Source organism: Pseudomonas sp. CBZ-4 (assembly GCF_000346755.1).
Classification (GTDB): Bacteria; Pseudomonadota; Gammaproteobacteria; order Pseudomonadales; family Pseudomonadaceae; genus Aquipseudomonas.
The window spans coordinates 16,368-41,768 of sequence record NZ_ANNV01000067.1 but is presented as its reverse complement, the minus strand read 5'-3'; the positions used below and the strand labels follow the sequence as shown (position 1 = coordinate 41,768).

The 25,401-nt window shown below is 62.2% G+C and carries 25 protein-coding genes; 9 read left to right on the top strand and 16 right to left on the bottom strand.

Annotated elements, in window-relative coordinates:
* The first annotated feature begins 180 nt into the window (after window positions 1–180).
* The 5 genes from leuS to B348_RS0108120 all read left to right on the top strand — a co-directional run bounded on the left by leuS (window position 181) and on the right by B348_RS0108120 (window position 6,326).
* Window positions 181–2,787, top strand: a complete 2,607-nt coding sequence (gene leuS / locus B348_RS0108140) for a leucine--tRNA ligase (RefSeq protein WP_017735637.1) — start codon at window positions 181–183, stop codon at window positions 2,785–2,787.
* Between the two features lie 89 nt (window positions 2,788–2,876).
* Window positions 2,877–3,482, top strand: coding sequence for an LPS assembly lipoprotein LptE (gene lptE / locus B348_RS0108135; protein WP_017735636.1), 606 nt, complete (start codon window positions 2,877–2,879; stop codon window positions 3,480–3,482).
* Between the two features lie 39 nt (window positions 3,483–3,521).
* Window positions 3,522–4,559, top strand: coding sequence for a DNA polymerase III subunit delta (gene holA / locus B348_RS0108130; RefSeq protein WP_017735635.1), 1,038 nt, complete (start codon window positions 3,522–3,524; stop codon window positions 4,557–4,559).
* Window positions 4,560–4,774: 215 nt separating this feature from the next.
* Entirely contained in the window at window positions 4,775–4,939 is a 165-nt protein-coding gene (arfA, locus tag B348_RS0108125; protein WP_003176285.1) for an alternative ribosome rescue factor ArfA, read from the top strand.
* Window positions 4,940–5,000: 61 nt separating this feature from the next.
* Window positions 5,001–6,326 (top strand): lytic murein transglycosylase, encoded by a 1,326-nt coding sequence (locus B348_RS0108120; protein ID WP_026136658.1) that lies wholly within the window; start codon window positions 5,001–5,003, stop codon window positions 6,324–6,326.
* 125 nt (window positions 6,327–6,451) lie between these two features.
* Here B348_RS0108120 and B348_RS0108115 read toward each other — a convergent pair whose 3' ends face one another.
* The 13 genes from B348_RS0108115 to B348_RS0108055 form a co-directional block, all read right to left on the bottom strand.
* Window positions 6,452–7,369 carry an LD-carboxypeptidase gene (locus B348_RS0108115; RefSeq protein ID WP_017735633.1) on the bottom strand — a complete coding sequence of 306 codons (918 nt, stop codon included), beginning with the start codon at window positions 7,367–7,369 and terminating at the stop codon, window positions 6,452–6,454.
* 150 nt (window positions 7,370–7,519) lie between these two features.
* Window positions 7,520–8,521 (bottom strand): lipoyl synthase, encoded by a 1,002-nt coding sequence (gene lipA / locus B348_RS0108110; RefSeq protein WP_017735632.1) that lies wholly within the window; start codon window positions 8,519–8,521, stop codon window positions 7,520–7,522.
* Between the two features lie 26 nt (window positions 8,522–8,547).
* A complete protein-coding gene (gene lipB / locus B348_RS0108105) occupies window positions 8,548–9,195 on the bottom strand; it encodes a lipoyl(octanoyl) transferase LipB (RefSeq protein ID WP_017735631.1) in 648 nt (215 codons plus the stop codon).
* Window positions 9,195–9,470 carry a DUF493 domain-containing protein gene (locus tag B348_RS0108100; protein ID WP_017735630.1) on the bottom strand — a complete coding sequence of 92 codons (276 nt, stop codon included), beginning with the start codon at window positions 9,468–9,470 and terminating at the stop codon, window positions 9,195–9,197. The genes lipB and B348_RS0108100 overlap by 1 nt, the downstream gene beginning before the upstream one ends.
* A gap of 85 nt (window positions 9,471–9,555) precedes the next feature.
* Window positions 9,556–10,713 carry a D-alanyl-D-alanine carboxypeptidase family protein gene (locus B348_RS0108095; protein WP_017735629.1) on the bottom strand — a complete coding sequence of 386 codons (1,158 nt, stop codon included), beginning with the start codon at window positions 10,711–10,713 and terminating at the stop codon, window positions 9,556–9,558.
* A gap of 179 nt (window positions 10,714–10,892) precedes the next feature.
* The gene (locus tag B348_RS0108090) at window positions 10,893–11,891 is read right to left on the bottom strand and encodes a septal ring lytic transglycosylase RlpA family protein (RefSeq protein ID WP_017735628.1); all 999 of its coding nucleotides are present in this window, start codon (window positions 11,889–11,891) and stop codon (window positions 10,893–10,895) included.
* Window positions 11,891–12,901, bottom strand: a complete 1,011-nt coding sequence (gene mltB / locus B348_RS0108085; RefSeq protein ID WP_026136657.1) for a lytic murein transglycosylase B — start codon at window positions 12,899–12,901, stop codon at window positions 11,891–11,893. Before mltB ends, B348_RS0108090 begins: the two co-directional genes overlap by 1 nt.
* Window positions 12,902–12,918: 17 nt before the next feature.
* On the bottom strand, window positions 12,919–14,022 hold the full coding sequence (rodA, locus tag B348_RS0108080; RefSeq protein ID WP_017735626.1) for a rod shape-determining protein RodA: 1,104 nt from the start codon (window positions 14,020–14,022) through the stop codon (window positions 12,919–12,921).
* Window positions 14,023–14,053: 31 nt separating this feature from the next.
* Window positions 14,054–15,952: a penicillin-binding protein 2 gene (mrdA, locus tag B348_RS0108075; protein ID WP_017735625.1), complete on the bottom strand. Its 1,899-nt coding sequence runs from the start codon at window positions 15,950–15,952 to the stop codon at window positions 14,054–14,056.
* A 15-nt stretch (window positions 15,953–15,967) separates the two neighbouring features.
* Window positions 15,968–16,435 carry a 23S rRNA (pseudouridine(1915)-N(3))-methyltransferase RlmH gene (gene rlmH, locus B348_RS0108070; protein WP_003176297.1) on the bottom strand — a complete coding sequence of 156 codons (468 nt, stop codon included), beginning with the start codon at window positions 16,433–16,435 and terminating at the stop codon, window positions 15,968–15,970.
* Between the two features lie 9 nt (window positions 16,436–16,444).
* Window positions 16,445–16,939 (bottom strand): ribosome silencing factor, encoded by a 495-nt coding sequence (gene rsfS / locus B348_RS0108065; protein ID WP_003176298.1) that lies wholly within the window; start codon window positions 16,937–16,939, stop codon window positions 16,445–16,447.
* A 69-nt stretch (window positions 16,940–17,008) separates the two neighbouring features.
* Entirely contained in the window at window positions 17,009–17,653 is a 645-nt protein-coding gene (nadD, locus tag B348_RS0108060; RefSeq protein WP_017735624.1) for a nicotinate-nucleotide adenylyltransferase, read from the bottom strand.
* A complete protein-coding gene (locus tag B348_RS0108055; protein ID WP_026136655.1) occupies window positions 17,653–18,918 on the bottom strand; it encodes a glutamate-5-semialdehyde dehydrogenase in 1,266 nt (421 codons plus the stop codon). Before B348_RS0108055 ends, nadD begins: the two co-directional genes overlap by 1 nt.
* A gap of 175 nt (window positions 18,919–19,093) precedes the next feature.
* On the opposite strand from B348_RS0108055, the gene B348_RS0108050 reads away from it, so the two are divergent.
* Window positions 19,094–19,777, top strand: a complete 684-nt coding sequence (locus tag B348_RS0108050; protein WP_017735622.1) for a DNA-3-methyladenine glycosylase — start codon at window positions 19,094–19,096, stop codon at window positions 19,775–19,777.
* A gap of 170 nt (window positions 19,778–19,947) precedes the next feature.
* The gene (locus tag B348_RS0108045; protein WP_017735621.1) at window positions 19,948–21,264 is read left to right on the top strand and encodes a bifunctional DedA family/phosphatase PAP2 family protein; all 1,317 of its coding nucleotides are present in this window, start codon (window positions 19,948–19,950) and stop codon (window positions 21,262–21,264) included.
* Here B348_RS0108045 and B348_RS0108040 read toward each other — a convergent pair.
* Genes B348_RS0108040 through B348_RS0108030 form a run of 3 tightly spaced genes read right to left on the bottom strand, consistent with a single transcriptional unit; the run spans window position 21,261 to window position 22,939 of the window.
* Window positions 21,261–21,851: an LON peptidase substrate-binding domain-containing protein gene (locus tag B348_RS0108040; RefSeq protein ID WP_017735620.1), complete on the bottom strand. Its 591-nt coding sequence runs from the start codon at window positions 21,849–21,851 to the stop codon at window positions 21,261–21,263. The genes B348_RS0108045 and B348_RS0108040 overlap by 4 nt on opposite strands.
* 21 nt (window positions 21,852–21,872) lie before the next feature.
* Window positions 21,873–22,589, bottom strand: a complete 717-nt coding sequence (locus tag B348_RS0108035) for an LrgB family protein (RefSeq protein WP_017735619.1) — start codon at window positions 22,587–22,589, stop codon at window positions 21,873–21,875.
* Window positions 22,586–22,939 carry a CidA/LrgA family protein gene (locus B348_RS0108030; protein ID WP_017735618.1) on the bottom strand — a complete coding sequence of 118 codons (354 nt, stop codon included), beginning with the start codon at window positions 22,937–22,939 and terminating at the stop codon, window positions 22,586–22,588. The genes B348_RS0108035 and B348_RS0108030 overlap by 4 nt, the downstream gene beginning before the upstream one ends.
* 160 nt (window positions 22,940–23,099) lie before the next feature.
* On the opposite strand from B348_RS0108030, the gene B348_RS0108025 reads away from it, so the two are divergent.
* Window positions 23,100–23,555 carry a MaoC family dehydratase gene (locus B348_RS0108025; RefSeq protein ID WP_017735617.1) on the top strand — a complete coding sequence of 152 codons (456 nt, stop codon included), beginning with the start codon at window positions 23,100–23,102 and terminating at the stop codon, window positions 23,553–23,555.
* Between the two features lie 105 nt (window positions 23,556–23,660).
* Window positions 23,661–25,379: a C13 family peptidase gene (locus tag B348_RS0108020; RefSeq protein WP_017735616.1), complete on the top strand. Its 1,719-nt coding sequence runs from the start codon at window positions 23,661–23,663 to the stop codon at window positions 25,377–25,379.
* Window positions 25,380–25,401 lie beyond the last annotated feature (22 nt).

The following is a 25,401-nucleotide window of genomic DNA, read 5'->3' as shown; positions in this document are numbered from 1 at the left end:
ACGGCCCCTGCTGCGCAATCAGGGTTTCCCTCGATAGAGTGGGGTCATGTATGCTACGGCGCTTCCTGTAACTCCACTTCCCGCAGGGTTTGGGCACGGACGCGCCGCTTTTTGGTGTCGATCAACCTGAACGTTGCACCGAAGAGGATTAGGCCACCCCTATTCAGTTCAAAAGTAGCCATGCACGAACAATATCAGCCCCGTGAAATCGAAAATGCCGCCCAAACCTTCTGGGACGAGCAAAAGTCCTTTGAAGTCAGTGAACAGCCAGGCAAGGAGACTTACTACTGCCTATCGATGTTCCCTTACCCCAGCGGCAAGCTACACATGGGGCACGTGCGCAACTACACCATCGGCGACGTCATCTCGCGCTACCAGCGCATGCTCGGCAAGAACGTCCTGCAACCCATGGGTTGGGACGCCTTCGGCATGCCGGCAGAAAACGCCGCGATGAAAAACAACGTAGCGCCCGCCAAGTGGACCTACGAAAACATCGCCTACATGAAGACCCAGCTGCGCAGCCTGGGCCTGGCGGTGGATTGGTCCCGCGAAGTGACCACCTGCAAGCCGGATTACTACCGCTGGGAACAATGGCTGTTCACGCGCCTGTTCGAAAAAGGCGTGATCTACAAAAAGAGCGGCACCGTCAACTGGGACCCGATCGACCAGACCGTACTCGCCAACGAACAGGTGATCGACGGTCGCGGCTGGCGTTCCGGCGCGCTGATCGAAAAGCGCGAAATCCCGATGTACTACTTCAAGATCACCGCCTACGCGGATGAACTGCTGTCGAGCCTCGACGACCTGCCGGGCTGGCCTGAACAGGTCAAGACCATGCAGCGCAACTGGATCGGCAAGTCCAAGGGCATGGAAGTGCAGTTCCCGTACAACGTCGATTCCATCGGCGTTGCTGGCGCACTGAAAGTCTTCACCACCCGTCCAGACACCTTGATGGGCGCGACCTACGTCGCCGTGGCCGCCGAGCACCCACTGGCCACTCAAGCCGCACAGAACAACCCTGAGCTGCAGGCGTTCATCGCCGAATGCAAAGGCGGCAGCGTGGCCGAAGCCGACGTCGCCACCCAGGAGAAAAAAGGCCTGCCGACTGGCCTGTTCGTCGAGCACCCACTGACTGGCGAGAAGTTGCCGGTGTGGGTCGCCAACTACGTGCTGATGCACTACGGCGATGGCGCTGTAATGGCAGTGCCGGCCCACGACGAGCGTGATTTCGAGTTCGCCACCAAGTACGCCCTGCCGATCAAGTCCGTGGTGCGCACCAGCTCCGGCGAGACCAACCCGGCCCCGTGGCAAGACGCCTACGGCGAGCACGGCACGCTGATCAATTCCGGCGAGTTCGACGGCCTGGACTTCCAGGGCGCGTTCGACGCCATGGAAGTGGCACTGATCAAGAAAAACCTGGGCGCCTCGCGCACCCAATTCCGCCTGCGCGACTGGGGCATCAGCCGCCAACGCTACTGGGGCTGCCCGATCCCGATCATCCACTGCGAAACCTGCGGTGACGTGCCCGTACCGGAAGACCAACTGCCGGTCGTCCTGCCGGAAGACGTGGTGCCGGACGGCGCCGGTTCGCCGTTGGCGCGCATGCCTGAGTTCTACGAATGCAGCTGCCCGAAATGCGGCCAGCCGGCCAAGCGTGAAACCGACACCATGGACACCTTCGTCGAGTCCTCGTGGTACTACGCCCGCTACGCCTCGCCGCACTACGAGGGTGGCCTGGTGGAGAAATCCGCAGCCGACCATTGGCTGCCGGTGGACCAGTACATCGGTGGTATCGAACACGCCATTCTTCACCTGCTGTACGCACGCTTCTTCCACAAGCTGATGCGCGACGAAGGCCTGGTGAGCTCCGACGAGCCGTTCAAGAACCTGCTGACCCAAGGCATGGTGATCGCCGAGACCTACTACCGTCGTGAAGCCAATGGTGCCTACACCTGGTTCAACCCGGCGGACGTCGAGCTGGTGCGTGACAGCAAAGCCAAGGTCATCAGCGCCAAGCTGATCTCGGACGGCCTGCCGGTGGAAATCGGTGGTACCGAGAAGATGGCCAAGTCGAAGAACAACGGCGTCGACCCACAGTCGATGATCGACCAGTTCGGCGCCGACACCTGCCGCCTGTTCATGATGTTTGCCTCGCCGCCGGACATGAGCGCCGAATGGTCCGACTCCGGCGTCGAAGGTTCGCACCGCTTCCTCAAGCGCGTCTGGCGCCTGGCGCACGCCCATATCAGCCAGGGCCTGCCGGGCAAACTGGACGTGGCCGGCCTGAGCGATGAGCAGAAAGTCATTCGTCGCAGCACGCACCTGGCCATCCGCCAAGCGAGCCAGGACGTGGGCCAGAACCACAAGTTCAACACCGCCATCGCCCAGGTGATGACGCTGATGAACGTGCTGGAAAAAGCCCCGCAGGCGACCGAACAGGACCGCGCGCTGATTCAGGAAGGCCTGGAAACGGTCACCCTGCTGCTGGCGCCGATCACACCGCACATCAGCCACGACCTGTGGAACCGACTGGGCCACGACGGCGCGGTCATTGATGCGGCCTGGCCAAAGCAGGATGACAGCGCACTGGTCCAGGACACGCTGCAACTGGTGATCCAGGTCAACGGCAAGCTGCGTGGCCAGATCGACATGCCGGCCAGCGCCAGCCGTGAAGACGTCGAAGCCGCCGCGCGCGTCAACGAGAACGTGCTGCGCTTCACCGAAGGCCTCACGATCCGCAAAGTGATCGTCGTGCCTGGCAAACTGGTCAATATCGTCGCCAGCTAAATCGGATCGGGCGCGGGGTTCGAACCCCGCGCCGAACAAAACCTTCAGGGCCTCGATAAGGCCCACCTGGTTTCAAGGGGAGCAACACAATGATCAAACGCAATCTGCTGGTGATGGGCCTTGCCGTACTGCTGAGCGCTTGCGGCTTCCAGCTGCGCGGTACCGGCACCAATGACCTGACGATCAAGGAACTGGATGTCAGCGCACGCGACGCCTACGGCGATACCGTGACCCAGCTGCGCCAGGTTCTGGAAAGCAGCGGCGTGCACGTCTACACCGGCGCGACCTACAAGCTGTTCCTGGCCAACGAGAAAGATACCCAGCGCAACCTGAGCTACGCCAGTGCTGGCCGCGCATCGGACATTGAACTGGCCACCGAGCTGACCTTCGAAGTCCGTGGCCGTGATCAGCTGCCGCTGATGGGTGACAAGATCGTCGTGCAGAAAATCGTCAGCCACGATGGCAACAACCTGGTCGGCTCAGACTCCGAGACCATCCAGGTACGCAAGGAAATCCGTCGCGAACTGGTACAGCGCGTGATGTTGCGCCTGCAGATGCTCACACCGGAAAAACTCGCAACCTTGCAGCAAGCCGCCGACAACAAGGCCAAGGCTGACGCCGACGCCCTGAAAGCCGCGCAAGAGTACGAAGACAACACGCCGAAACAATCGCCTGTTGAAGTCCCTGTCGAGTAAGCCAGACGGGGCGCCCCAGGCGCCCCGTTCGCCCCGCCTATGAAACTCGCCCCCGCCCAACTCGCCAAACACCTGCAAGGTGGCCTTGCAGCTGTCTATATCGTCAGTGGTGATGACCCGCTGCTGTGCCAGGAAGCCGCCGACGCCATCCGCACCGCCGCACGCCAGCAAGGTTTCGATGAACGCCAAGTGTTCAGCGCCGACGCCAGTTTCGACTGGGGCACGCTGCTGCAAGCTGGGGCGAGCATGTCGCTGTTCGCCGAAAAACGCCTGCTGGAACTGCGCCTGCCGTCCGGCAAGCCCGGTGACAAGGGCGCTGCAGCCCTGATGGAATACTGCTCACGCCCGGCCGAAGACACGGTGCTGTTGATCAGCCTGCCCAAGCTCGACGGCAGTGCGCAGAAAACCAAGTGGGGCAAGGCGTTGGTGGAGGGTGCGCAGACCCAGTTCATCCAGATCTGGCCGGTGGACAGCAATCAGTTGCCGCAATGGATTCGTCAGCGCCTGTCCCAGTCAGGGCTGTCGGCGACGCAAGATGCTGTGGAACTGATCGCCGCGCGGGTAGAAGGCAACTTGCTGGCCGCCGCCCAAGAGATCGAAAAGCTCAAGCTGATGGCCGAGGACGGGCAGATCACCGTCGAAACCGTGCAAGGTGCGGTGGCTGACAGTGCGCGGTTTGACGTGTTCGGGCTGGTGGATGCCATTCTCAACGGCGAACCCGCCCACGCCTTGCGCATGCTCGAAGGCCTGCGCGGCGAAGGCGTGGAGCCACCGGTGATTCTCTGGGCCCTGGCCCGTGAGCTGCGGGTGCTGGCCAATATTGCCCTGCAATACAGCCAGGGCACGCCATTGGACAAATGCTTCAGCCAGGCCCGGCCACCGGTGTGGGACAAGCGCAAACCCCTGATGAGCAAAGCCCTGCAACGGCACTCGGCGCAACGCTGGGCGCAGCTGTTGCTGGAAGCTCAGCGCATCGATGCGCAGATCAAGGGCCAGGCCGCGGGCTCGCCGTGGATGAGTTTGAGCCGCCTGTCGCTGTTGATGGCCGGCCAGCGCCTGACACTGCCTGCCGAATAAACCCCTCCAGACACTGCACTTCCCTGTGGGAGCTGGCTTGCCTGCGATAGCGGTGTATCAGTGGCAGAGATGCCAGCTGACCCACCGCTACCGCAGGCAAGCCAGCTCCCACATTTTTGATCGCATTTACAATTTCTGAGAGGTGCCAGCCTTTACAGCGGCCAAACTTCGGCAGATGATTTGCCCCGTTCCAACCCACCCAGAGAGTACCCACCATGAGCAAAAAGCCATCCAAGCATGGCCCCAACAAGGCCAAGTCCATCATCGCCCAGCCACTGTTCCGCAGCCGTCAGGAACGCGCCGGCAAGGGCAAAGGCAGCTACCGCCGCGAAGCCTTCCAGTCTAATAGCTGGGAGGCTTCTTACTTTCTGGCTGCCTGAAGGCAAGCGCCCCTTTGGCATGATAAGGTCTGCACCTGATTTGTAATCCCTGGACCTGTGCATGCCCTCTTGTCTCTCCCGTCGTTGGCACCTTCGCCAATTGATCGCTGCCTCCAGCCTCATTCTGCTCGTCGCCTGTGCGGAGAAACCGACCGCCGCCGACGCTCAACCCCTGCCGAAACTCCAGACTGCTCCAGTCGTGGCCCCCGCTGTCGTGGCGCCCCTGGCCGTGGACAACCTGGATATCCAGCCGACCCAGACCTTCGCCGAATGGCAGGCCGGGTTTCGCGAGCAAGCCCTGAAAGCCGGGATCACGCCTGCCGTCTTTGACAATGCCTTTGCCAACGTCACGCCAGACATGGCCGTCATCCGCGCCGACCGCAGCCAGCCGGAATTTTCCCGGCCGGTGTGGGAATACCTCAACGGCGCCCTGTCGCCGCTGCGTGTGCGCAATGGCCAGGCACTGCTGATCAAGTACGCCGACATCCTGCAACGCATCGAAGAGCGCTATGGCGTGGATCGCCAGGCCCTGGTCTCGGTATGGGGCATGGAAAGCAACTTCGGCCAGTTCCAGGGTAACAACTCGGTGATCCGTTCCCTGGCGACCCTGGCCTATGAAGGCCGTCGCCCGGCGTTTGCCCAGGCGCAACTGCTGGCGGCGCTGCAAATCATCCAGCACGGCGATATCCAGGCCGATCAGATGAAAGGCTCCTGGGCCGGCGCCATGGGCCAGACCCAGTTCATCCCGACCACCTACAACACCCATGCCGTGGATTTCGATGGCGACGGTCGCCGCGATATCTGGAACAGCCCGGCCGACGCCCTCGCCTCCACCGCGCACTACCTGCAAAGCTCCGGCTGGCAGAAAGGCCAGCCGTGGGGGTTTGAGGTCAATCGACTGCCAGCAGACTTCGATTACGCCCTGGCCGATGGGGGTGTGCGCAAGACCGTCGCCGACTGGCTGAAACTGGGCATCCAGTTGCCACCTGGCGCGAGCATGCCGCCGAACGTCGACCAGTTGTCCGCCGCCCTGCTACTGCCGGCGGGTTACCGTGGGCCAGCGTTCCTGGTGCTGGATAACTTCCGCGCGATCCTCAAGTACAACAACTCGTCGTCCTACGCGCTGGCGGTCGGCCTGCTGTCGGAACGGTTTGGTGGCGGTGGTGTGATTCGTGGCGATTGGCCGAAGGATGAACTGCCGCTGAGTCGTTCCCAGCGCATCGACTTGCAGACCGTGCTGAACGCCAAGGGCTATGAGGCCGGCAACCCGGACGGGATTATCGGCGCCAATACGCGCAAGGCGATTCGGGCGGCGCAGCAGTCGTTGGGGTGGCCGGCGGATGGGTATCCTACTGTGAAGCTGTTGGAGTCTTTGCAAAACCGATAAGTCTGCTTATGGCTACTGCCGCTATCGCAGGCAAGCCAGCTCCCACATTCGACCGCATTCCAAAGGATGTACACGGTTAAATGTGGGAGCTGGCTTGCCTGCGATGACGCCATCACAAGCACCAACTATCTAAAGACCACATCCTGCTCCAACACCAACCGCTGCTCCCCCGCATCCAGCCGCACCAACGCGCCCATCGGCAGCGTCAGGTTCGGATCACAATGCCCACTGCGCCACCCCGCCAGCACCGGAATGCACAGCGGCTCGAAGGTCTGCTTGAGCAAGCGCTCCAACGCCGTCGGGTCCACACCTGCCACATCCCCCACCAGCACACCGGCAACCTGCGCCAGCTTGCCCGCCAGTCGCAGGTGCGTGAGCAGGCGGTCGATACGGTAGATCGGCTCGTTGACGTCCTCGATCAGCAGGATGATGCCTTCGGCGTCGATCTCAAAAGGCGTGCCCATCACCGCCGCGATCATCGACAGGTTGCCCCCCAGCAAGCGCCCACAGGCGATGCCTGGGGCAATTGTGGTCAACGGGTAGGCCAGTGGATGCGCCAGCACGCTGCCAGCGCCGAGATCGCCGCGCAGCATGCCGAGCAGAGAAGACTCGGTCGGAGGCTGCTTGTCGCCCAACAGGTCGGCATTGAGCATCGGCCCGTGGAAGGTCACAAAACCCGCATAGCGGCTGATGGCCAGATGCAGGGCAGTGATGTCGCTATAGCCGACGAACGGCTTGGGGTTGTGCCGTAGCAGGTCGAAATCCAGGCGATCAAGCAGGCGCGGTGTGCCGTAGCCGCCGCGCAGGCAGAAGATGGCGTCGATGTGGGGGTCGGCGAACGCACGGTGGAGGTCGTCTAGACGGCTTTGATCGCTGCCGGCGAGATAGCCGTCGCGCTCGTAGACACCGGGGAAGATTCGCAGGTCGTAGCCGCGAGCGCGCATCCATTGGCCGGCTTTTTCCACATCCAGGGTGGCCGGGCCAGCAGGGGCAATCAGGCCGATGGTGCCTTCGGGGCGCAATGCAGGTACGGCAATGCTCATGCACATCTCTCCCTAACTAACGCAAAACGAAATGTGGGAGCTGGCTTGCCTGCGATAGCATCACCTCGGTGTATCAGTCGCACCGAGGTGATGCTATCGCAGGCAAGCCAGCTCCCACACAAGTCCGCTCCCGGATCTGAGCAGCGGTATTTACGAAACCAGGCTCGCCTTGACCAGCTTGGCCTGCTCGTCAGCGTGGTACGACGAACGCACCAACGGGCCCGACGCGACGTTCTTGAAGCCCATCTTGTAGCCTTCCTCGGCAAACCAGGCAAAGGTGTCCGGGTGCACAAAACGCTGCACCGGCAAGTGGCTGCGGGACGGTTGCAGGTACTGGCCCAGGGTCAGCATGTCGATGTCGTGTTCGCGCATGCGCTTCATGACTTCGATGACTTCTTCGTCGGTCTCGCCCAGGCCCAGCATCAGGCCGGATTTGGTCGGGATGTGCGGCATCATCTGCTTGAATTTCTGCAGCAGGGTCAGCGACCACTGGTAGTCCGAACCCGGGCGCGCGGCCTTGTACAGGCGTGGCACGGTTTCCAGGTTGTGGTTGAACACATCTGGCGGCTCGGCGGCGGTGATTTCCAGGGCGACGTCCATGCGGCCACGGTAGTCCGGCACCAGGGTTTCGAGCATCACGTTCGGCGACAGCTTGCGGATCTCGCGGATGCAGTCGGCAAAGTGCTGGGCACCGCCGTCACGCAGGTCATCGCGGTCTACCGAGGTGATCACCACGTACTTGAGGCGCAGGTCGGCGATGGCGATGGCCAGGCTTTCCGGCTCGTTGACGTCCAGTGGCTTCGGTCGGCCGTGGCCCACGTCGCAGAACGGGCAACGACGGGTGCAGATGTCACCCATGATCATGAAGGTGGCGGTGCCGCCGGAGAAGCACTCGCCCAGGTTCGGGCACGAGGCTTCTTCGCACACGCTGTGCAGCTTGTGCTTGCGCAGCAGGGCCTTGATACGGTCGACTTCCGGCGAAACCGGGATGCGCACGCGGATCCAGTCGGGTTTCTTCGGCAGTTCGGTGGTCGGAATGATCTTCACCGGGATGCGTGCAACCTTCTCGGCGCCGCGCAGCTTGACGCCGGCTTCCACCTTGGCACGCGGGGCCGGGGCCGGACGATCGGTAACGTCCACCGTCGGGATCATGGTTTGCACTGCATCAGTAGTCATAATCAGTCGATTCCGCCCGTAAGGGTCGTCTGCTCAGCATAGTCGAGGTGTTTGACGAGCTGCGCACGCAGCCGGGCACTCACCTCGGCAAATTTAATCGGTGTGGCGTGGTCGCTCAGTTGGGTCATCGCCAGCCCGGCATAGCCGCACGGGTTGATCCGACGAAACGGCGCCAGGTCCATGTCCACGTTCAGGGCCAGGCCGTGAAAGGAACAACCGTGGCGAATGCGCAGGCCCAGGGAGGCGATTTTCGCGCCATCCACGTACACGCCGGGTGCATCGGGCTTGGCCGCAGCGGTCACGCCATAGCTGGCCAGCAGCTCGATCAGGCATGTCTCCATGCGGCTGACCAGGTCGCGTACGCCAAAACCCAGCTTGCGCACATCCAGCAACAGGTATGCGACAAGTTGCCCCGGGCCATGGTAAGTCACTTGGCCACCTCGGTCGACCTGCACCACCGGAATATCCCCCGGCAACAGCAGATGCTCCGCCTTGCCGGCCTGGCCCTGGGTGAACACCGGCGGGTGCTCCACCAGCCAGATCTCGTCCGGGGCCGAAGTACCGCGCTCGTTGGTGAACCGCTGCATCGCATGCCAGACCGGCTCGTAGGCCATCTGGCCGAGCTCGCGAAAGCCCAGGACGCCTGACATCACAGCACCATGTGCACGAAGCCGGTGGCCCGCAGTTCGCTGTTGATGTCGTAGAGCTGGTCTTGACCGGTCGCAACGATGTGCAACTGGATCGTGGTGTATTTACCGTTGGTGCTCGAACGCTCGTCCACCCGGTTGTCGTTGATCGTCGCGTGTTTGCGCACGATATCGATGATCTTGTCTTTGTTGCCCACGCCGGTATCGCTGATCACTTTGACGGGATAATCCGTCACTGGGAATTCGATCTTTGGCGCCTTTACTTCGGTATCGGTCATGGCGTAACGGCCTCGTAAGCGTAAGCCGTGGCGACGGGCAAAGCCCCGCGTCGGATCAACGCGGGGCTGTGCAGGTGCACACTTATCAGTTGAACAAGCTGTAGAAGAATAGACGGATGCTATCCCACACGCGGCGGAAGATACCACCTTCGTCGACGGCGTCCAGCGCGATCAGGTCGGCGCTGTGCACCACCTTGTCGTCCAGTTTCACTTCGACCTTGCCGATCACGTCACCCTTGGCGATTGGTGCAACCAATTGCGGGTTCATGGTCATGCTGGCCGCGAGCTTTTTCAGCTGGCCTTTAGGCATGGTCAGGGTCAGGTCTTCAGCCAGGCCGGCCTTGACTTGGGAGGTCGCGCCTTTCCACACCGGCGCGGTCGCCAGCTCAGCACCCTTCTGGTAGAAGGTCTGGGTTTCGAAGAAGCGGAAACCGTAGGTCAGCAGTTTTTGCGTCTCGGCCGCACGGGCCTGCTCGCTGTTGGTGCCGAAGACCACGGCGATCAGGCGTTGGCCATCACGTACGGCGGACGACACCATGCAGTAGCCGGCTTCGTCGGTGTGGCCGGTTTTCAGGCCATCAACGGTCTTGTCACGCCACAGCAGCAGGTTGCGGTTAGGCTGCTTGATGTTGTTCCAGAAGAATTCCTTCTGGGAGTAGATCGCGTAGTGCACCGGATCGACACGAATGATCGCGCGCGCCAGGATCGCCATGTCGTGAGCCGACGAATAGTGCTCAGGGTTTGGCAGGCCGGTCGGGTTCATGAAGTGGCTGTTGGTCATGCCCAGGTCAGCCACGGTTTTGTTCATCATGTCGGCGAAGGCGTCTTCGCTGCCGGCGATGTGCTCGGCCAAGGCTACGCTGGCGTCGTTGCCGGACTGGATGATGATGCCGTGCAGCAGGTCGCTCACGGTCACTTGCGAACCGACCTTGATGAACATCCGCGAACCGCCAGTGCGCCAGGCGTTTTCGCTGACGGTCACCGGGTCGTTTTCGCCGATCTGGCCGCGACGGATTTCCAGGGTCGCGATGTAGGCGGTCATCAGCTTGGTCAAGCTGGCTGGGGGCAGACGCTGGTCACCATTGCTCTCGACCAGCACGTTGCCGCTGGCGGCATCCATGAGGACCCAGGCCTTGGCGGCCAGTTGCGGGGAAGCCGGCACCATTTCAACCGCCCAGGCGGCCGGGGTGATGATCAGCGAAAGGAGCAGGCACGTGCGTTTGGCTAAGGAGGTGATGTTCATCCGTCTCTCGAAATTGCTTATGGAAACTTGCCCTCGCGGGCAAAACTTATTCAGACAGGCCGTTGCCAGACTGTCGCGTGTTCGGTTGCCCGCTCACCCCTTGCCCCTGGGTTTTATTGTTCAACGAGCCAACAACCAGGGTTCAGGCCCACATTCGGGCCCGGACCTTCAATCTTTTGTTATTCGGCGGTGACCACGCTGGGTTGCCCCAGGTTGGCCATGCGCACGCTGTTCTGCACTTGCGCGACTTCACCCGGCGTGCCAATCGGCCCCATGCGTACACGGTGCAGGGTCTGCTGGTTACGCACGATGGAGCTGATAAAGACTGGCGCGCTGACCATGCCGCTGAGTTTCGACCTTAGCAGCTCTGCCGCATCCGGGTTGGCGAAAGCGCCGACCTGCAGGTATTGCCCGCCCGCCATCGAAGCCCCCGGCGCGGCACGCGGCACCACCACGGTATCCGGTGCGTGCTGTTGCGGCGGCGGTGTCCATTGTTCGATCTTGCCGGCCGATGCGTTCACCTGCGGCTGCTGGCTGGTCGGCTCGTTGAGCATCAACGGTGCCGGCTTGCCGCGCTGGGCCCAGTATTGTGCCGGGTCGATACCTTCGACCTTCACCCGCGCCGTACCGGTTTCGGCATAGCCGAGTTTCTTGGCGGCAGCGTAGGACAAGTCGATGATGCGATCGGAATAGAACGGCCCACGGTCATTGACCCGCAGGATCACCGTGCGATTGTTGTCCAGGTTGGTCACCCGTACATAGCTGGGCAGCGGCAGGGTCTTGTGCGCCGCGCTCATGCCGTACAGGTCATACACTTCGCCGTTGGCGGTGTTCTGGCCGTGGAACTTGGTGCCGTACCAGGACGCCGTGCCGGACTGCACGTAGGTCTTGGATTCCTGCAGCGGGAAGTAATTCTTGCCCAGCACCGTATACGGGTTGGCCTTGTACGGCCCGGTGTGCAGGGTTGGCGTGGCATCCGGGATCTTCGACACATCGACATCCCACCACGGCGCGCCATCTTTGTGCGCACGGTTGATGTCCAGCCCCGGCTGGGAACGGACCACCGCCCCCCCGGACTTCTGCGCCGGACCACGGCTGGTGGAGCAACTGACTACCAACAAGGACAACGCGGCAAACGCCACCAGCTTGAGCGGTTTTTGGATCGGCGATACCCGCATTACTTGTTGCCCCGTGCTTGGACCAGCATGTCTGACAGCTGATGTACGGCCATGGCGTACATCACACTGCGGTTATAACGCGTGATTGCGTAGAAATTCTTCAGGCCCATCCAGTATTCCGGGCCGTTTTCGCCTTCGAGACGGAACGCCGTGACCGGCATGTCATCGCGTGGCGCATTCTGACTCGACCACCCCAGCGCCCGCAACTCCCCGACCGTCTTGACCGGCTCGATGCCCTGGGTGAGGCCTTCATCGGCGCGCTCCCCGGCCACATCGGCGCGGATCACCACCGGTTCGCCGGCAACCCAGCCGTGGCGCTTGAAGTAGCTGGCGACACTGCCGATGGCGTCGTCGGGATTGCTCCAGATATTGATATGGCCGTCGCCGTCAAAGTCCACCGCGTAGGCGCGGAAGCTGCTCGGCATGAACTGCGGCAAGCCCATCGCTCCGGCGTAGGACCCCTTGAGCGTCAGTGGATCGACCTGCTCTTCGCGGGCCAGCAGGAGGAATTCACGCAGCTCCTTGCGGAAGAACTCGGCGCGCGGCGGGTAATCGAAACCCAGGGTCGACAAGGCGTCGATCACCCGGTAACTGCCGGTATTGCGCCCGTAAAAGGTTTCGATGCCAATGATCGCGACGATGACCTGGGCCGGCACCCCGTATTCCTGCTCGGCGCGGGCCAGTACGGCCTCGTGCTGGCGCCAGAAATCCACACCCCGCGCCACGCGGGCGTCGGTGAGGAACATCGGGCGATATTCCTTCCATTGCTTCACCCGTTCCGCCGGGCGGGAGATGGCGTCGAGGATCGCCTGCTTTTTCTGCGCCTCGCGGAACACACCCATCAGCTGTTCACCGGCGAAACCGTAGTCGCGGGTCATTTCACCGACAAATTCGGCGACCTGGGGTGAACCATCGTAGTCACCGGCCTGCGCCTCTTGCGTTGCGCCCAGCAGGCCAATCAGGCCCATCCAGGACGCGTGCCGAGTCGCCCAGCCGCGCATTACTTGCATTGACATCTTCACCTTATTCAAACCTGTGCGATCCATTTGCGATGCGTATGAATCGACATCAAAACCCCAAACGCTGACAGCAATGTCACCAGCGAAGTTCCGCCGTAGCTAATGAATGGCAACGGCACCCCAACCACCGGCAGCAGGCCACTGACCATACCGATGTTGACGAAAACGTAAACAAAAAAAGTCATGGTCAGGGCGCCGGCAAGCAATTTGCCGAACAGCGTCTGCGCCTGGGCGGTGATCACCAGCCCGCGACCAATCAACAACAGATAGATCAGCAACAGCGCGCAAATGCCCACCAGGCCGAACTCTTCGCCCATCACCGCAATAATGAAGTCGGTGTGGCTCTCCGGCAGGAAGTCCAGGTGCGACTGGGTGCCCAGCAGCCAGCCCTTGCCAAACACGCCGCCGGAACCGATGGCGGCTTTCGACTGGATGATGTTCCAGCCGGTGCCCAGCGGATCGCTCTCAGGATCAAGGAAGGTCAGAATCCGCTGCTTCTGGTAGTCATGCATAAAGAAGAACCACATGGCCACGGCCACCGGCACGGCGGCGGCGAGCACGCTGAGGATCCAGCGCCAGCGCAAGCCGCCCATGAACAGCACGAACGCGCCGCCCGCGAGGATCAGCAACGAGGTGCCGAGGTCCGGCTGGCGCACGATCAGGATGAACGGTATGCCGATCAGGATCAGGCTCACGCCCACGTGCTTGAGCTGTGGCGGCAAGGTGCGCTTGGACAGGTACCAGGCGATGGTCGCCGGCATCAGGATCTTCATGAATTCCGACGGCTGGAAGCGGATCACCCCCGGAATGTTGATCCAGCGGGTCGCGCCCATGGCGTTGTGACCCATCACGTCCACCACCACCAGCAACAACACGCCGGCGACGTAACCGAGGGGCACCCAGCGCGCCATGAAGCGCGGCTCCAGCTGGGCGATCACCACCATCGACAACAGGCCCAGGCCAAACGACGAGGCCTGCTTGATCAGCAGGTCCCAGTTCTTGCCGCTGGCCGAATAAAGGACGAACAGGCTGCCGGCCGCCAGGGTCAGCAGCAGGATCAGCAACGGACCATCGATGTGCATGCGTTGCAGCAACGTCGCACGGCGACGCATCACATCCTCGCTGGAGAGGATGCGGTCAAAATTACTCTTCACTGGCCGTAACCTCGGTGCTTGAAGGGGGGCCGCCATATTCGGACTTGAGTCGGCCATCGTCGGCCAACAGCCAGGCGTCCATGATCTGGCGCACCACCGGGGCCGCGACGCCGGAACCGGACTCGCCGTTCTCGACCATCACCGCCACCACGATTTTCGGGTCGTCGGCCGGTGCAAAGCCGACAAACAAGGCGTGGTCGCGGTGGCGTTCCTGAACCTTGGTGCGGTCGTATTTCTCGCCCTGCTTGATCGCCACCACCTGGGCGGTACCGCTCTTGCCGGCAATGCGGTACTGCGCGCCAATCGCCGCCTTGCGCGCGGTGCCTCGGGCGCCGTGCATCACTTGCTGCATGCCGTGGTTGACCTTGGTCCAGTCCGACGGGTCGCGCAGCACAATGTCGGGGATCGGGTTCTCATCCACCGGCTTTTCGCCTTCGATGGTCTTGGCCAGGTGCGGACGGTTCCAGATGCCCTTGTTGGCCACCAGCGCCGTGGCCTGGGCCAGTTGCAGCGGCGTGGCCTGCATGTAGCCCTGGCCGATCCCGAGGATCAGGGTTTCACCCGGGAACCACGCCTGGCGACGGGTCGCGCGCTTCCACTCCCGCGACGGCATCAGGCCCGGGGATTCTTCGAACATGTCCAGGGAGACTTTCTGACCGAGGCCGAACTTGCCCATGTAGGCAGACAGTCGGTCGATCCCCAGCTTGTGGGCCAGGTCGTAAAAATAGGTGTCGTTGGAGCGCATGATCGCGGTGTCCAAATCGACATAGCCGTCACCGGTGCGGTTCCAGTTACGGTATTTGTGATCGTAGTTGGGCAGCATGTAGTAGCCGGGGTCATAGACTCGACTGGAGGCCGTGACCACGCCCGCGTCCAGGCCGGCAATCGCCACCGCTGGCTTGATCGTCGAGCCCGGCGGATACAGGCCGCGCAGCACGCGGTTGAACAGCGGCCGGTCGATGGAATCGCGCAACTCGGCGTAGGCCTTGAAGCTGATGCCGGTGACGAACAGGTTGGGGTCGAAACTCGGCTGGCTGACCATCGCCAACACTTCGCCCGTGGTCGGGTCCAGTGCCACGACGGCACCACGCCGCCCGCCCAGGGCCATCTCGGCCGCTTCCTGCAACTTGATGTCCAGGCTCAGCACGATGTCCTTGCCCGGCACCGGATCGGTGCGCTTGAGCACCCGCAGCACACGGCCACGGGCGTTGGTCTCGACTTCTTCGTAACCCACCTGGCCGTGCAACTCGGGCTCGTAGAAACGCTCCACGCCCGTCTTGCCGATATGGTGGGTGCCGCTGTAGTTCACCGGATCAAGGGTCTTCAGCTCTTTCTCGTTGATCCGCCCCATGTAGCCAACGGAGTGGGCAAAGTGCGGCCCTTGCGGGTAATGCCGCACCAACTGCGCCACCACTTCCACACCTGGCAAACGGAACTGGTTCACCGCAATCCGCGCGATCTGCTCTTCAGTCAGCTCAAACAGGATCGGCACTGGCTCGAATGGCCGGCGCCCCTGCTTCATGCGCTTTTCAAAGATCACCCGATCTTCCGGGGTCAGCTGCAATACCTCGACGATCACATCGAGGACCTGCTGCCAGTCGCCGGAGCGTTCGCGGGTCATGCTCAGGCTGAAGCTGGGCCGGTTGTCCGCCACCACCACGCCATTGCGGTCGAAAATCAGGCCACGGGTCGGTGGAATCGGCTGCACATGCACCCGGTTGTTTTCCGACAATGTGGAGTGATAGTCGTACTGGATCACCTGTAGGAAATACAGGCGCGCAATCAACACCCCGATCAATCCCACCACCAAAAACGCGCCAAAGACTACGCGCGCGCGTACCAGACGTGCGTCTTTCTCGTGGTCCTTGATGCGGATCGGCTGGGTCATCGGGAGGGGCGCAGACTATTTGTGGTAAGGGTGCCCGGACAGGACTGTCCAGGCGCGATACAGCTGTTCACCGATCAGAATCCTTACCAACGGGTGCGGCAACGTGAGCGCCGACAGCGACCAGCGCTGGTCGGCCCGCGCACAGACTTCCGGCGCCAGCCCTTCGGGGCCGCCGACCATGAAGTTGACCGTGCGTGAATCCAGGCGCCAGCGATCCAGTTCCACCGCCAACTGCTCGGTGCTCCAGGGTTTGCCGTGCACTTCCAGGGTGACGATGCGCTCGTTGGGGCCGACCTTGGCCAACATGGCTTCGCCTTCCTGACGGATAAAGCGCGCCACGTCGGCATTCTTGCCCCGGGTGTTGAGCGGTATCTCTACCAGTTCCAGCGACAGCTCGGCGGGCAGACGCTTGGCATACTCGTGCCAGCCTTCTTCCACCCACTTGGGCATGCGTGAACCGACAGCAATCAGACGCAGGCGCACAGCCGTTCCTTATTCCTGGTCTTTGTTGAGCTTGTCGAAGTGCGCGTGGCCCACTTCCGGGCTGTGGTGCTTGCCATCGGCGGCACGGCTCTGCTCGGCGCCTTTCCACAGGCGTTCCAGGTCGTAGAACTGGCGGGCGTTGGAAGTCATCATGTGAACGATCACGTCGTCCATGTCCAGCAGCACCCAGTCGCTGTCGCCCTTGCCTTCTTCACCCAGCGGCTTCACGCCTTGGGCTTTGACGGCTTCACGGACTTTATCGAGCATCGCGCCGATCTGGCGGTTCGAGGTACCGGTGGCGATGATCATGAAGTCGGTGATGCTTTGCTTGTCACGTACGTCCAGCACCTGGATGTCCTGGGCTTTAACATCTTCCAGGGCCGCCACGGCGACTTTTACCAGCTCTTCGCCAGCCAGTTCCGGGCCAACGTGGGCTTCAACCGGCAGCGGCGCGCTTTTGAAGGTGCCTTTGCGCTTAACTTTGCTTACGTCTTTGTTCGTCATATAAAACTCGTTTTGCTCGTATGTTCGGGCGCTTGCTGCACGAATGTTCGTACGTTCAAGCGCGCCTTTTCAGTTCGACGCACGGTAAAGCCCGTGCGCATCGATGTAGGCCAGGACCGCGTCAGGCACCAGGAAACGTACCGACTTACCGCTGGCCAGCAGTTGACGGATCTGGGTGGCGGACACCGCAAGCGGGGTCTGCCAGACGAATGCAATATTCCCGTTCGGCCCGGTCAGGGCCAAGGGGTCACTTACCGACCGCGCGGCCAGCAGGTTGCGCAAGGCATCCGGCGGTTCGCTGTCGGCATCCGGGCGTTGCAAAACCAGGATGTGGCAGTGCTGGAGGAGTTCCTCCCAGCGATGCCAAGAGGGCAGGCCGCAAAATGCGTCCCAGCCCAAAAGCAGAAACAACTGGTCATCCGCGGCCAACTCGGCGCGCATCAGCTCCAGGGTGTCAACAGTGTAGGACGGTTTATCGCGCTTGAGCTCGCGGTCGTCCACCACCAGGGGTGCAATGCCTTCCACCGCCAGGCGCACCATTTCCAGGCGCTGCCGGGGCGACACTTGCGGCGTATCGCGATGGGGCGGCCGGGCGTTGGGCATCACGCGCAATTCATCCAGCGCGAGGGCATCCGCGACTTCCAGGGCACTGCGCAAATGGCCGATGTGCACGGGGTCGAAGGTACCGCCGAGCAGCCCGATGCGTTTACCCATCAAGTGCGCACATGACCGTCGCCGAACACCACGTACTTCTCGCTGGTCAGGCCTTCCAGGCCAACCGGGCCGCGGGCGTGCAGCTTGTCGGTGGAAATACCGATCTCTGCGCCCAGGCCATACTCAAAGCCGTCGGCAAACCGCGTCGAGGCGTTGATCATCACCGAAGCGGAATCCACTTCGTTGAGGAAACGCCGCGCATCGCTGAAATGTTCGGAGACAATGGCGTCGGTGTGCTTGGAGCCGTAGGTGTTGATGTGTTCGATGGCCTCATCCAGGTCATCGACGAGCTTGATCGACAGGATCGGCGCGGTGTATTCGGTGTACCAGTCCAGCTCGGTCGCTTCGATCACGTCCGCGCCCAGCAGCGCACGAGTGCGCTCGCAACCACGCAATTCCACACCTTTGTCGCGATAGATGGCAGCCAGCGGCGGCAGCACGCGCTCGGCAATGCCGACGTGCACCAGCAGGGTTTCCATGGTGTTGCACGGCGCGTAGCGGTGGGTCTTGGCGTTGTCCGCGATGCGGATCGCCTTGTCGATGTCGGCAGCGATGTCGATATAAACGTGGCACACGCCGTCCAGGTGCTTGATCACTGGCACCTTGGCATCGCGGCTGACGCGTTCGATCAGGCTCTTGCCACCGCGCGGCACGATCACGTCGACGAATTCCGGCATGGTGATCAGCGCGCCAACGGCGGCACGGTCGGTGGTTTCCACCACTTGCACCACTTCGGCAGGCAATTCGGCCACGGCCAGGCCTTGCTGAATGCACGTCGCAATGGCGCGGTTGGAATTGATCGCCTCGGAACCGCCCCGCAGGATGGTGGCGTTGCCAGACTTGAGGCACAGGCTCGCGGCGTCGATGGTCACGTTCGGGCGCGACTCATAGATGATGCCGATCACGCCCAGGGGCACGCGCATCTTGCCGACCTGGATGCCGGACGGCAGGTAACGCATATCGCGGATCTCACCGATGGGGTCAGGCAGCTTGGCCACCTGACGCAGGCCTTCGATCATGTCGTCGATACGTGCCGGGGTCAGCGCCAGGCGGTCCAGCAGCGCCGGCTCCAGGCCATTGGCGCGGCCGTTGGCCAGGTCCAGCTCGTTGGCGGCGGTCAGCTCGGAGCGCGAGGCATCCAGAGCGTCGGCGGCCGCCAGCAGGGCGCGATTCTTCTGCGCAGTGCTCGCACGGGCGATCAACCGCGAGGCCTGACGGGCAGCGCGACCCAGGCGGGTCATGTAGTCAAGAACGGACTCAGTCATGGTCAGGGAGTCTTGGCAGGGAGGAAAGCGGCAGATTATAGCTGTGACGCCGCTCGACTGACAGCGGTGAGGGGCGGATGGTCGAAATGAACTGTAAAAACCTGGGGTTCAGCGGTAATTAAGGTGGGAGTTGTTATTATTCGGTCACATTTAGCCGTAATAACCCCAGGCCACCATGCCCAGCGTTTCGCCCCGACACCCCGCCAGCGCCCTGCCCGACGGCTTCTTCGACCGTGACGCACAGATTGTTGCGCGAGAATTGCTCGGAAAAGTCATACGCCATCGCGTCGGCGAACTCTGGCTTTCGGCGCGAATTATTGAAACCGAAGCCTATTACGTGGCCGAAAAAGGCAGCCACGCTTCACTCGGCTACACAGAAAAGCGTAAGGCTTTGTTTCTGGACGGTGGCCACATCTACATGTACTACGCCCGTGGCGGTGATTCGCTGAACTTCAGCGCCCAGGGGCCGGGCAATGCCGTGCTGATCAAATCGGCTTATCCGTGGGTCGATGAACTGTCCGGCCCGGCCAGCCTGGCGCAGATGCTGTTGAACAATCCAGATGCCAATGGTCACCCTCGCCCTTCGCAAAAGCTTTGCGCTGGCCAGACGTTGTTGTGCAAGGCGCTGGGGTTGAAGGTGCCGATGTGGGATGCCAAGCGCTTTGACCCGGAGTGGCTCTTTGTTGAAGACGTGGGGCAGGTGCCGACGCACATTATCCAGACCACTCGCCTGGGCATTCCCAGCGGTCGCGACGAACACCTGATGTACCGCTTCGTCGATGCTGGTTATGCGCCCTATTGCACACGGAACCCGCTGCGCCGGGGCCAGGTCGAAGGCCGCGACTATTTTTTGATTTGAACATTGAGACCTGCAACACAGCCGATCCCATGTGGGAGCTGGCTTGCCTGCGATAGCGGTGGTTCAGTCCATGAGAGGTTGGCTGATAGACCGCCATCGCAGGCAAGCCAGCTCCCACAACTGATCTTCACTGTTTCAGGTTCTGTATTGCATAGAGGGAGTGGATTTATATGGGCCAATGGCTCGATAGCATCACCGGCTGGCTGACCCTCAACCCCGAATGGCTCGCGGTGGCGGTGTTTATCGTCGCGTGCGTAGAGTGCCTGGCCATCGCGGGACTGATCGTACCGGGCACGGTGATGCTGTTTGCGATTGCCGCACTGGCCGGCAGCGGCGCGCTGTCATTGAGCGAAACCCTGCTGCTGGGCTTTCTCGGCGGCTTGTTGGGCGATGGTATTTCCTACTTCCTCGGCCGCCACTTCCACCAGAACATCCGCCGCCTGCCCGGCCTGCGCCACCATCCAGAATGGATGAACGGCGCGGAGACTTACTTCCACAAGTACGGCATTGCCAGTCTATTGGTGGGACGATTCATCGGACCTTTGCGCCCCATGCTGCCAATGGTCGCGGGTATGTGCGACATGCCTTTCCCGCGTTTCGCCGCGGTGAGCCTGCTGGCGGGCGCGGGTTGGTCGGTGGCCTACCTGCTGCCAGGCTGGGCGACCGGCGCGGCGTTCCGCCTGCCGTTGCCGGAAGGCTTCTGGCCGGAGGCCGGGGTGGTCACGGCTGCTATCGCTGTGTTGCTGGGCTTGAGTTTGAACAGCAGCCTGCGCGGCCATCGTCGCGCTACCCTGTGGATCGGCTGCGCCAGCCTGACCTTGTTGATCGCCCTGTTTATCGGCTATCACCATCTGGATAACTTCGACCATGGCCTGATCGCCCTGGTGCAAGAACATCGCAGCCCGTGGCTGGACGAAGTGATGGTGCGCATCACCCAACTGGGCGAGTTCAAGAAGATGTTCGTCGCCAGCGCCGTGTTCACGGGCCTGCTGTTGCTGGCGCGACAATGGCGCCAGGCTGTATTTGTCGGCGCTACGCTGGGCGGCGCCGCGGTGATCAACACCGGGACCAAGCTGTTTTTCGCCCGTGGCCGCCCGGAGATTCTTACAGACCCTCTGACCAGCTTCAGCATGCCCAGCGGGCATGCGTCCGGCTCTTTCGCGTTTTTTCTGGCGCTGGCCGTGCTGGCCGGCCTGGGGCAACCGACACGCCTGCGCATGACGTGGCTGCTATTGGGCTGTATCCCGGCGGCGTTCATTGCCTTGTCGCGGGTCTACCTGGGGGCGCACTGGCCGACTGACATCCTGGCCGGCACCCTGCTGGCGATGGCGGTTTGCGCGTTCAGCCTGACCCTCAGCCAATCCCGCAGCCCGATGCCGGCCCTGCCGCAAAAAACCTGGTGGTTGCTGCTGCCGGCAATCGTTGCGGTGCTGAGCTTTATCGCCCTCACCGGCACGTCCCACGCCCTGCTGCGTTACGCCTATTAAGTGAACAGCTCACCCTGCAACTCGTCGAGCAACATCTGGATCGCATCCAGCCGCTGCTGCGGATCGTCGAGTTGCAGCAGGTCGATCTTGTCGGCCTCGGTAAAAGGCAGCAAGTAGGCCAGTTGGTTGCCCAAGGATTGCTGGCCCTCGGCCTGGGTGCCCATGTCCAGCGAGGCCACCATCGGGTGCTCGGCCAGGGCCTGGAGCAACGCCAGCAGGTCGGCATCTTCTTCTTCCAGCGCCTGGTCCGGCAGTTCTTCAAGCCATTGCACGTCGGCTACGAGCAAATTGTCCTTCTGCACCCCGGCGTCACGCACACGAAAACGGCGCCCGCCTTCGACGCGAATCCCCAAGAGGCCGTTGTCCTGCTGCTTGAAGTCACGGATCAGCGCTTCACAACCGATCAACGCGTAGCCATCCGGGGCCATGCCCACCTCGCTGCCGTCGAGGATGCACACCACGCCGAAGCTTTCGCCCTTTTTCATGCAGCGGCTGATCATGTCCAGGTAGCGCGCCTCGAACAGTTGCAGGTCGAGGGTGCAGCCAGGGAACAGCACGGTATTGAGCGGAAACAGCGCCAGACTCATAAAGGTTTCCTTAAACCCGATTTAAACGATCACCGACACAGCCAGCGGCAGGAACACTGCCGTGGCCACGCCCATCAGACTCATGGCCAGCGCCGCAAAGGCGCCGCACTCTTCGCTTTCCTGCAAGGCCACCGAGGTGCCGACGGCATGGGCCGTCATGCCCAGCGCCATGCCACGCGCTTCGGGGCTGTGCACGCCAAGGCGGGACAACAGCGCCGGGCCGACCATTGCGCCCACCACCCCGGTGATCAGCACAAACACCGCCGCCAACGCCGCCACCCCGCCGATCTGTTCGGCCACCAGCATGGCAATTGGCGATGTCACCGACTTGGGCGCCATGGTCATCAGCATCATGTGTTCGGCGCCAAACCACCAGCCCAGCAACACACACAGGCCAGTGGCCAACACCCCGCCTATCACCAGCGTAGTAAAAATCGGCCAGAACAATTGGCGAATGCGCCGCAGGTTCAGATAAAGCGGCACCGCCAGCGCGACGGTCGCGGGGCCGAGGAGGATACCCATGATCTCCGTGCTCTTGCGGTACTCCGCGTAGCTCAGGCCACAGGTGAGCAAGACGCCGATCACCAGCAGCATGGACACCAGCACCGGCTGCAGGAAGATCCAGCGGGTTTTCTCGAAACCGGCCAGCACCAACTGATAGGCGCCGAGGGTGATGCCGATGCCGAACAAGGGGTGATGAATCACCGCGGTCCACGCGCCGTGCCAGTCGAAGATCATTGGTCCTTCTCCTTGCGCTTGACCATCTGCTGCATCAACACGCCGACAAAGCCCATGGCAATCACCAGCGACAGCACCAGCGCGCCGACGATGGCCCAGAAGTCCGCCGCAATGTCCTTGGCGTACACCATCACCCCGACGGCGGGCGGCACCAGCAGCAATGGCAGGTAACGCAACAGGCTGCTGGCCGCCAGGCTCAGGGGCTCGCCGACCTCGCCGTTCCAGATCAGAAAACCGAGCATCAGCAACAAGCCGATAATCGGCCCCGGCAATATCGGCAGCAGCAAATGATTGAGCGCCGTACCGATCAATTGGAACAGCACCAGCCATGTCAGCCCACGTAACAGCATGCGTTCTCCCCCCCGTCAAAACTCGCCCGCATTATAAGCACGCCAGCCCTATGCTTCGGCATTCGCCAAAAGCATGGTGGGTTGACCGGGCCTGTTGCCCATGATGATCTAAGATGGATTTCGCACACCTATAAAAACCGATGAACCAAGGAGAGACGCAATGCCCTATGTACCTGTAGCGCAGCTCAAAGATTATGTCGGCAAGGAACTGGGACGTTCCGAATGGCTCACCATCGACCAGGCGCGGATCAACTTGTTCGCCGAGGCCACTTGCGATCATCAGTTCATCCACGTCGATCCGGTCAAGGCCGCGCAAACCCCGTTTGGCAGCACGATTGCCCACGGCTTCCTGTCGTTGTCGCTGATGCCCAAGCTGATGGAAGACATCCTGATCATGCCTGAGGGCCTGAAGATGGCGGTCAACTACGGCCTGGACAGCGTGCGGTTTATCCAGCCGGTGAAGGTCAACTCCAAGGTGCGCCTGAACGTGACGCTGACCGACGTCACCGAGAAGAAACCCGGGCAATGGCTGTTCAAGGCCACCGCCACCCTGGAAATCGAAGGCCAGGAAAAACCCGCCTACATCGCCGAGTCGCTGTCACTCTGCTTCGTGTAAGCCCAGCCCTGTGGTGAGGCACTGAAACTCACCACAGGGTATGTAAATTTATGTATGAACCTCGCGGCTGCGGCATACTCGGCGCTCAATTACCCGGATCCCGCTATGCGCCCACTCGCTCCCCTTGCCCTTGCCCTGTTGCTCACCGCTTGCGGAGACGGCGAATCGCTGTTGCCGCCCGATGCGCGCCTGCCCGATGGCGGCCGCTACCGGGGTGATGTGGTCAACGGCTTGCTGCAAGGCCAGGGCCGTGTGGACTACCCCAACGGCAGCTGGTACGCCGGGCAGTTCGACAAGGGCCAGTGGCACGGCCAGGGCGAATGGCATGGCAGCAACGGCGAGGTCTATAAAGGCGAGTTCCAGCAAGGCCTGTTCGATGGCCAGGGCAGCCTGACCACACCGGGCAGCAGCTATGTCGGCGGCTTCAAGCGCGGCCGGCGCAACGGCGAAGGCACCCTCAAAGAGGGGCAGATGACCTATCGCGGTGAATTCAACGCCGACCAGTATTCCGGCCTCGGCCGCCTGGAACTGGCGGACGGCAGCCAATACCAGGGCCAGTTCGCCCACGGCAAGCCGAATGGCGAAGGCCAGCGCAACGACGACAGCGGCAACCAGTTCAGCGGCCACTTCGTCGATGGCCAGCTTGAAGGCAACGGCACCTTCAACAGCGCCGACGGTGACATCTATGTCGGCCAGTTCAAACAGAACCAGCTCAACGGCAAGGGCCGCTATGAAAATGCCGACGGCGACGTGTGGATCGGCCAGTTCAAGGAAGGTGCGCTGAGCGGCAAAGGCGAATTGATCGGCGTCGATGGCAGCCACTACGTCGGCCAGTTCAGCGATTGGCGCTTCACCGGTGAAGGTCGCCTGAACCTCACCGACGGCAGCTTCTATATCGGCGGTTTCGACAGCGACAGCTACCAGGGCCGCGGCACCCTCGTCCTCACCGACGGCACCGTGCAGGCCGGCACCTGGGTCAATGGCATGCGTGTGCGTGACGCCGACGGCAAGCTGCTGCCCGACCCGCTGGAGACCGGCGTATTGGCCCAGGGCCACTTGCTCGATGCCGCGCTCGCGGCCGTGCCCGCCTCGACCCCCGCCGTCGAGCTGTACAGCCTGGTGCTGGCCGGTGATGGCAAACAAAGCGTGTTCCTGCGCGAAGCCGATTACGTCAGCAACATGCTTGCCACCCGTTTCGGCGCGCGCGGGCAGATCCGCCTGGTCAACCACCGCGACCACATCGCCGACCGCCCCCTGGCCACCCGCGAAAGCCTGCGCCACGCCGTGTTGACCCTGGCCGAACGCACCGGGCCGGAAGACCTGGTATTCATCTACATGACCAGCCACGGCACCCACGAACACGAGCTGGTGCTGGACCAACCGCGCATGGAGCTGGCCGACCTGCCGGCCGATGAGCTGGCCGCCGTGCTCGCACCGCTGAAAAACCGCGACAAGATCATCGTGATTTCCGCCTGTTACTCCGGTGGTTTTATCCCGGCGCTGAAAGACGAACGCACCCTGATCATGACCGCCTCGCGCGCCGACCGCGTGTCCTTCGGCTGCTCCGAAGAGGCCGACTTCACCTACTTCGGCGACGCCCTCTTCGCCCAAGCCTTCAACCAGACCGACGACTTGCAGCAAGCCTTCAAACTGGCGCAACTGCACGTGGCCGAACGCGAACAGGCCGACAGCTTCGAAGCCTCTGAACCGCAGATCTGGGCCCCCAAAGGGGTGATCGCCCACTGGCAATTATTACGCAAACAGCAGGCACGAAAGGCGCTCGAAAGCGTCTCAATGAATAGCAAGGAAGCCAAAGGCAACTAAGCTGTAACGTGTAACAGGGGGG